At 73.6% G+C, this 7,373-nt stretch carries 4 protein-coding genes; 3 read left to right on the top strand and 1 reads right to left on the bottom strand.

Annotated features, from left to right (window positions below; all coding sequences use genetic code 11):
* Positions 1-786: flavodoxin-dependent (E)-4-hydroxy-3-methylbut-2-enyl-diphosphate synthase (gene ispG / locus CLV43_RS28170; protein WP_106190555.1), on the top strand; the 786-nt coding region annotated here is incomplete at its 5' end.
* A gap of 360 nt (positions 787-1,146) precedes the next feature.
* Here ispG and CLV43_RS28165 read toward each other — a convergent pair.
* Positions 1,147-2,562 carry a LuxR family transcriptional regulator gene (locus tag CLV43_RS28165; RefSeq protein ID WP_106190554.1) on the bottom strand — a complete coding sequence of 472 codons (1,416 nt, stop codon included), beginning with the start codon at positions 2,560-2,562 and terminating at the stop codon, positions 1,147-1,149.
* A 649-nt stretch (positions 2,563-3,211) separates the two neighbouring features.
* Here CLV43_RS28165 and CLV43_RS28160 point away from each other — a divergent pair.
* Together CLV43_RS28160 and CLV43_RS28155 are read left to right on the top strand one after the other, a co-directional pair.
* Positions 3,212-5,119 (top strand): ATP-binding protein, encoded by a 1,908-nt coding sequence (locus CLV43_RS28160; RefSeq protein WP_170156047.1) that lies wholly within the window; start codon positions 3,212-3,214, stop codon positions 5,117-5,119.
* A gap of 331 nt (positions 5,120-5,450) precedes the next feature.
* Complete coding sequence (locus CLV43_RS28155) at positions 5,451-7,295, top strand: ATP-binding protein (protein ID WP_106190551.1); 1,845 nt, start codon at positions 5,451-5,453, stop codon at positions 7,293-7,295.
* The last annotated feature ends 78 nt before the right edge of the window (positions 7,296-7,373 follow it).

Genomic DNA, 7,373 nt, shown 5'->3' with positions numbered 1-7,373 from the left:
CGCAAGTTCGACGACCAGGTCAAGGAGATCGCGGCCGCCGCGAAGGACCACGGCACCCCGATCCGCATCGGCGTGAACGCCGGGTCGCTGGACCCCCGGCTGCTGGCGAAGTACGGCAAGGCGACCCCCGAGGCACTGGTGGAGTCGGCGCTGTGGGAGGCCTCGCTGTTCGCGGAGCACGACTTCCACGACATCAAGATCTCGGTGAAGCACAACGACCCGGTCGTGATGGTGGCCGCCTACGAGCAGCTGGCCGAGCGGTGCGACTACCCGCTGCACCTCGGCGTGACCGAGGCCGGACCGGCGTTCCAGGGGACGATCAAGTCCGCGGTGGCGTTCGGCGCGCTGCTGCGCCAGGGCATCGGCGACACGATCCGGGTGTCCCTGTCGGCGCCGCCGGTGGAGGAGATCAAGGTCGGGATCCAGATCCTGCAGACGCTGAACCTGCGGCCGCGCAAGCTGGAGATCGTGTCGTGCCCGTCGTGCGGGCGGGCCCAGGTCGACGTGTACACGTTGGCGGAGCAGGTCACGGCGGGGTTGGAGGGGATGGAGGTCCCCCTTCGCGTCGCGGTGATGGGGTGCGTGGTGAACGGGCCGGGAGAGGCTCGGGAGGCGGACCTCGGGGTGGCGTCGGGGAATGGCAAGGGACAGATCTTCGTGAAGGGCGTGGTGATCAAGACCGTGCCCGAGCACCTGATCGTGGAGACGTTGATCGAGGAGGCCATGAAGCTGGCGGAGGACATGGAGCCGGTGGAGGGGTTGGCACCTGCGGTGTCGGTTGGTTAGTGGGTTTGGTTGGTATCGGGTGTTGGTGTCGAGAGCTCGGCGGGATGTCTGTGCTGAGGTGTGAGCGGGATATTGGTCGCTGAGGTGTAATCGGGGTGTCGCTACAGCGGTCTCCGGGTGCGGCCGACTTGACTTGGGGCCCCTTTTTTGGGCTTCGTCGGGCGAAAAAGGGCAGGTGGTAGAGCCTGCCCGCCGCCGCAAGTTTAAGCCCAAAAACCCCAAGTCAAGTCGGCCGCACGGGCGGACGGGCGTGCTCGGTTTCGTTGTGGTTTCGGGTGTTTGCTTGCTCACCGCTCACCGCTCACCGCTCACCGGCCATCGGTGGGATCAGTGGGCGGTGGGTGTTTTTGGGCTGTGTTTTCAGGCTCTGGCGGTCATGGCGGTGTGCAGGTCGCGTCTGCCTGCGATGCCCAGCTTGCGGTAGATGGCCGAGAGGTGGAACTCGACGGTGCGGCGGGTCAGGCCCATTTTTGCGGCGATCTCGTCGTTGCGGTAGCCGGCGCGGGCCAGTTCGGCGACTCTGGCTTCCTGGTTGGTGAGGACTTCCTCTGGGGTGCCGGCGGCGAGGGTGCGCAGGGCGCGGGTGCAGTGGGTGGTCCAGTAGGCGTTGTGGCACTGCTCGGCGGTGGCGGTGGCGCGTTTGAGGGCTCGTCGCGCGCGGCTGAGGTCGCCGCGGTTGTCGAGGAGCTGGGCGAGGTCGTAGAGGGCGCGGACCAGTTCGTGGCGGGCGTGGGCGAAGTCGAGGAGGTCGACGGCCTCGGTCATCAGGGCGACGCCGCGGTCGCCCGCTTCGGCGAGTGCGGACACGTAGAGAGCCCAGCCGAGGGTGCGGGGGGCTTCCCAGGCGCGGGCGGACTTCAGTTCGGTGTGGGCGAGTTCGACGGCGAGGTCGTGGGAGCGCAGGGCGAGGGCGCCCAGGGCGGCACGTGAGCGCCAGGTGAGGGTGGCGCCGGTGGCGAAACCGGCGTTGGCGAGCTCGCGGCCGCAGAGCAGGAAGTCCTTGACGCCGCGCAGGACACCGCCCTCGGCGAGCCGGAGGGCGCCGCGGGCGGCGAGGACGAGCGGCCGTCCGGCTACCTCGCGGGGCAGGGCGTCCGCGTAGCCGCGCCGCAGCAGCAGCTCGCCCGCGGTCCTGGTGTCGCCGAGCCCGACCAGCGCGTCGGTGAGCCAGGCGGTGGCGGCGGGCTCCAGTGCGGGGTCGACGCCGGCTGCCAGCCGTGCCTCCAGGACCTCGCGGGCGCCCCCGGCGTCGCCGGACAGGAAGCTGATCCGGCCCCGGACCAGGGCCCGGACCTGGTCGCCGAGCGGGGTGGCGGCCAGTCGCACGCACCCGGCGTCGGCGGCGGGGAGGTCGTCCGCCTCGACCAGGGTCACCAGCGCGTGCCACGCGCAGCCCGCGTCGGCGCCGCAGTCCGGGTCGGCCAGTGCCGCCCGCGCGTACCGCACGGCGGCGGCCCGGTCGACGCCGCGGCCCAGCGCGGCAACGGCGAGCGCGGCCGCGCAGTCGGGGCCGTGGGTGCGGGGCGGGCCGGGAGTGCCGAACACGGCGTCGGGATCAGGGGGCCGGTCGTCCCGGTTCGCGGGGACCTCCGGACCGAAGCGCTCCCCCTCGATGCCGAACGCCTCCGCCACGAGGTCGCCCGGCGGGGTCCGGCGAACGGGCCTGCGACCGGGCACGGGCAGCAGGTAGGAGGGTGCGAACACCCCCGGCAGGAGGTCGACACCGGGTTCCCGGTCGTCGCCTCGCGAGGTCGCCTGCCCGTGCGGTGGAGTCATGTGCCACTACTCGCGGTTCCGTGTCGTCGTTCCCGAGCACTGCGCTACCGGGGTGGTCGCCACTCGACCACGGACGAAGCCGCACCTGTCCGGCGACATCCATGATCGTGAGCGGGCCTCCGGCGTGTCAAGATCGGACACATGCGCCACCGAGCCCGTTCCCAGCCCGGCACCCCGACTGCGGGACCGGCCCGGCGGACCGGCCGCCGGAGCTGCCACACTGGTCGGGGCGGCGACTTGTCCCACCTGCGCCGACCGTACGCGCTCGGGCGCCCGCGAGCAGGCCCGCATCCCGGCGGGAACGTGCCCGGTAGGGGCCCGAAGACCGGGCCGCACAGCCGTGGCTGTTGATCGGGCACGCCGTGGCGTCCGAAGGGGCCCGCTCCGCCCGGAGCCGTTTCCAAGGTCCACAACTTAGGGGTTGACTCGGGACGTCGGCCCGGAACGACCCGGTCCGGCACTCGTCGGTCCCTTGTGGACGAACGCGGCGACGGGGGCGGAACGGCGCGGAAGGGGGAAGACCGGTGACCACTCGGTGGCCCCTTCCCCTGCACAGGAGGGTCGACCGGCGGGTGTCCCGCCGAAGTCCGACCACCGGAACGAGGAAGACCACAGCTCAGCCGCGGGCGTGGCCGGGAGGAACCGCCAGGTGTACGGCAGACTTCGAGTCGATGTGCTGGGCCCGCTCAGGGCGTGGCTCGGCGACACCGAAATCGCACTCGGCACCGCACGGCAGCGCGCCGCGTTCGCCGTGCTCGTCGGCAACGCCGCCGAGGAGGTCTCCTACCGCGAGCTGACCGACGCCGTGTGGGGCACGGGGGCGCCCGCCACCGCGCAGGGCAACCTGCACACCTACGTCTCCGGGCTGCGCCGCGCCCTCGGTCCGGCACGGGACCTGCTGGTCACCACCCCGCGCGGCTACCGGCTGCAGCTCGACGAGGCCGATGTCGACAGCCTGTCGTTCGAGCGGTGCCGCGCCGAGGCGGGCAGGCGCCTGCAGAACGGCGACCTGGAAGGCGCGGTCGACTCGCTCACGCTGGGCCTGGGCCTGTGGAAGGGCGAGGCGTACTCCTCCGTCCCCGGCCCGTACGCGGAGCTGGAGGGCCAGCGCCTCGGCGAGTCGCGGATCGCCGCGATCGAGCAGCGCGCGCGGATCCTCATCGAGGCGGGGCACCAGAACGAGGTCGTCGCCGACGCCGCCGACCTGGTCCGCGAGCGACCGCTGCGGGAGTCGGCCAGGGAGCTGCTCGCCCTCGCGCTGCACCGGTGCGGCAGGCACGCCGAGGCGCTCGCCGCGGTGGAGGACGCCCGGCTCACCCTGGCCAGGGAGCTCGGGGTGTCACCGGGACCCGCGCTGACCGAGCTGCACGCCCGCATCCGCGCGGACGCGAGCCCCCTGTCCGGCAGGCCGTCGACGGCCGTCTCCCGGCGCGCGCCCGGCCCGGTGGTGCCCGCGTCGGTCCAGGACTCGATGACCAGGCCGCAGCCCGACCTGGTCGGCCGGGCGGCCGCGCTGGAGCGGCTGCGCGCGCTGGTCGACGACCTGGTCGCCGGAACCGGTGGCGCGGTGTGGATCGAGGGCGACGCCGGCACCGGCAAGTCGGCACTGCTGACCGCGGGACTGGCGGGCGCGGACACCGGGGGCTGCACGCTGGGCTGGGCGCACGCCGACGAGCTGCTCGGCCGGTTCGACCTCCAGGTGCTGATGAACTGCTTCGACATCGACCTGGCCCCCGGCGGCAGGCACGCGCCGGGGCTCGAAGAGGACAGCGTGGACGACCGCGTCGCCGACCTGGTCGTGCGGACCTGCGCCAAGACCCCGTTCGTGCTGGTGATCGACGACCTGCACCGGGCCGACGGCGCCACCATCCGGATGTGGCGCAGGCTGGTCCAGGCCACCCGCGACCTGCCGCTGCTGCTGGTGGCCACCTCGCGCCCGCACGGCGACCGCCCCGACCTCGACGCGCTCCGGCAGGCCGTGCGGCAGGCCGACGGCCACGTGGTCGACCTCGCCCCCCTCGGCCCCGCCGACGCCGAGCTCCTGGTCCGCGAGACGGCGGGCGGCTGCGCCGCGTGGACCGCCGTGCGGCTGGCCACGCAGGCGGCGGGCAACCCGTTGCGGCTGCTGGAGCTCGGCCGCGCGCTGCGCGGGCGCAAGGTGTCCAGCAGGCCGGGCGGCACCACCCCTGTCGAGACCGGGCCTCCGGTGCGGGGCACGGCGTCCGCGGCGCAGCGGACGCTGCTGTCGGTGTCCACCGCGTCGATGTGCGTGGTGCGGTCGGCGGCGGTGCTCGGGGCGGAGTTCACCGAGTCGGACCTGGTCGTCGTCACGGCCCTGCCCGCCGACGCGGTCAGGGCGGCGCTCGACGAGGCCGTCGCCGGGCAGGTCGTGGTCCGGGAGGCGCAGGGGTTCGCGTTCCGCACGACCGCGTTGTGGCGGGCGGCCTACGAGAGGATCCCCGCGCCGCTCAGGACGCCGCTGCGGCGGCAGTTCACCGAGATGCTGGCGGACGCGATGGGCTCGGCGGGCGCGGAGCGGTCAGTCCGCCCGGAGTAAGCGCTTCCCACGGGTGGTCGACCGACGCCGGTCCTGCCCCCGGAACGGGCGGGGCACCACCCGTTCCGGCCGTTCCGGGGCGCCCGAACGGAATGCGTTCGCACCCAGGGGCGGAATAGTCCGTCCGAACGGGCAGACCCACGTGCCCGGACGGTATGGGTCACGCCCGTTTTCCTATAGTGCACAAGCCCGGTATTCCCGACACAACCACCTGGCGGATGTCATTCCCGGATGGGCGACCGTAACGTCTCGGCGGGGTGTGAACGCGCGATCGCCGTCCCCCGCGGGCCGCCGGTGACGCACTTCGATCCTCGTGCGTGCGGAGGTGTGCGTGACTTCGGCGGACCTGTCACTCGAAGTGGTCCTCCTCGGTGAGCCCGCGGCCTGGCACGACGGCAGGCCGGTGCCGCTGGGCGGCGGGTTGAGACGGGCCGTGTTCGCCGCTCTGGCCATGCGCGCCAACCACTCCATGTCGCGCGCGGAGCTCATCGACGCCGTGTGGGGGCCGGAGGCGCCCGCGAGCGCGTCCGGTGGTCTGTACACCTACATCTCCGGTCTCCGGCGCGCCCTGGGGCCCGCTGGAGCGCCCAAGGCCACCGCGCTCACGACGTCCTACGCCGGGTACCAGCTGGCGTTGCGGCCGGACGCGCTGGACGTGCAGCGGCTCGACCGGCTGCGCGAACAGGCGCGCGTGCTCAACGAGGCGGGCGACACCGCCCACGAGCTCGTCGCGCTGGACGAGGCGCTGGCGCTGTGGAACGGCGAGGCGCTCTCCGGGGTGCCGGGTCCCTTCGCCGAGGCGAACCGGTTGCGGCTCAAGGAGGTCCGGCTCTCGGTGCTGGAACGGCGGGCCGAACTCCTCGTCGCCACCGGCAGGCACGACGAGGTGATCGACGAGCTGGTCGACCTGGTGCGCGCGAACCCGGCGCGCGAGGGGCTGCACGGCCTGCTGATGACCTCGATGTTCCGGGCGGGCAGGCAGACCGACGCGCTGGAGGCCTACCGGCGGGCGCGCGACGTGCTGGTGGACCGCTTCGGCACCGAGCCCGGCCACGCGCTGCGCGCGCTGCACCAGCGCATCCTCGCGGGCGACACGACGGTCGGCCAGCCGTCGGAGTTCACCGGGTCGCGGCAGGCGCTCCGGATCGCCGCCCGCACCCGCGCGTCCAAGCCGTTCGTGGGGCGCGCCGACCTGGTCGCCCGGCTGCGGTCGTCGGTGGCGGACGTGCTGGCGGGCCGCGGCGGGTGCGTCTGGGTCGAGGGCGCCCCCGGCAGCGGCAAGAGCGCGCTGCTCGCCGAGGCGCTGGCGGGCACAACGGCCGCGAGCTGCACGGTGAGCTGGACCGGCGCGGACGAGTTCACCCAGGACATCCCCTTCTACACCGTGGAGCGCTGCCTCAGCGACATCGGCGCCGCCCTCCCCCACGTCCCGTCGGCGCACGTCAGCCTCGGCCCGGACACCCCGGTGTCCTCGGTGCTGGACCACGTGCGCCAGGTCGTCGGGTCGCACGTCACCCAGCCGCTGGTGATGGTCCTGGACGACCTCCAGTGGGCGGACCTGGAGAGCCTGTCGGTGTGGCACTACCTGCGCGGGCTGAGCCAGCACCGCCCGCTGCTGATGGTGTCGGCGTGCCGCCCGCTCCCCGGCAGGCGCGACCTCGACCTGATGCGCGAGCTGACCGGCGAGTTCCGGTCGACCACCGTCCTGCTGCCGCCGCTGACCGACCCCGAGGCGCGGGACCTGCTGGAACGGGTCCAGCCGCTGGCGCACACCTCGGTGCGGACCATCGTCGCGCTCGCGGGCGGCAACCCCGCGTACCTGCTGGCCATGGCCGCCGCCGTCGAGCACCACGGCCAGGTGCGCAAGTGGAAAGCGGTTCCCCACTCGGTGGCCGCCGTCGTGCTCGACCACTTCGGGCACCTGTCGGTGGAGGCGCGGGAGGTGCTGCGCGCCATGGCCCTGCTCGGCGACTCCTGCTCGGTGGACGAGATCATGGCCACCACGGGGGCGCGGGCGAGCGACCTGGTCGACGTCCTCGCCGAAGCGCTCGAGGTCGGCGCGCTGCAGGAGTCCGACGACGAGGTCCGGTTCGCGCACCCGCTGCTGCGGCGGGTCCTGTACGAGAGCGTGCCGGTGTCGCTGCGCCTCGCCGTCCACCAGCAGCGCGGCTGCTGAGGCGGTCCTGGCGCGCGGAACGACCCGCTGGCCACCGCGCCCCCGCCGTGCCATCGTCCGCAGCGGCCGTGAGCGCGG

It is taken from the genome of Umezawaea tangerina, from assembly GCF_003002815.1.
GTDB classification, from domain to species: Bacteria; Actinomycetota; Actinomycetes; order Mycobacteriales; family Pseudonocardiaceae; genus Umezawaea; species Umezawaea tangerina.
The sequence above is the reverse complement of the archived record's forward strand: the minus strand, read 5'-3'. Positions and strand labels throughout refer to the sequence as shown.

Bases quoted from the DNA above. Each gene is read 5' to 3' on its own strand.
- CLV43_RS28165 (WP_106190554.1), bottom strand. From the start codon at position 2,562: ATGACTCCACCGCACGGGCAGGCGACCTCGCGAGGCGACGACCGGGAA.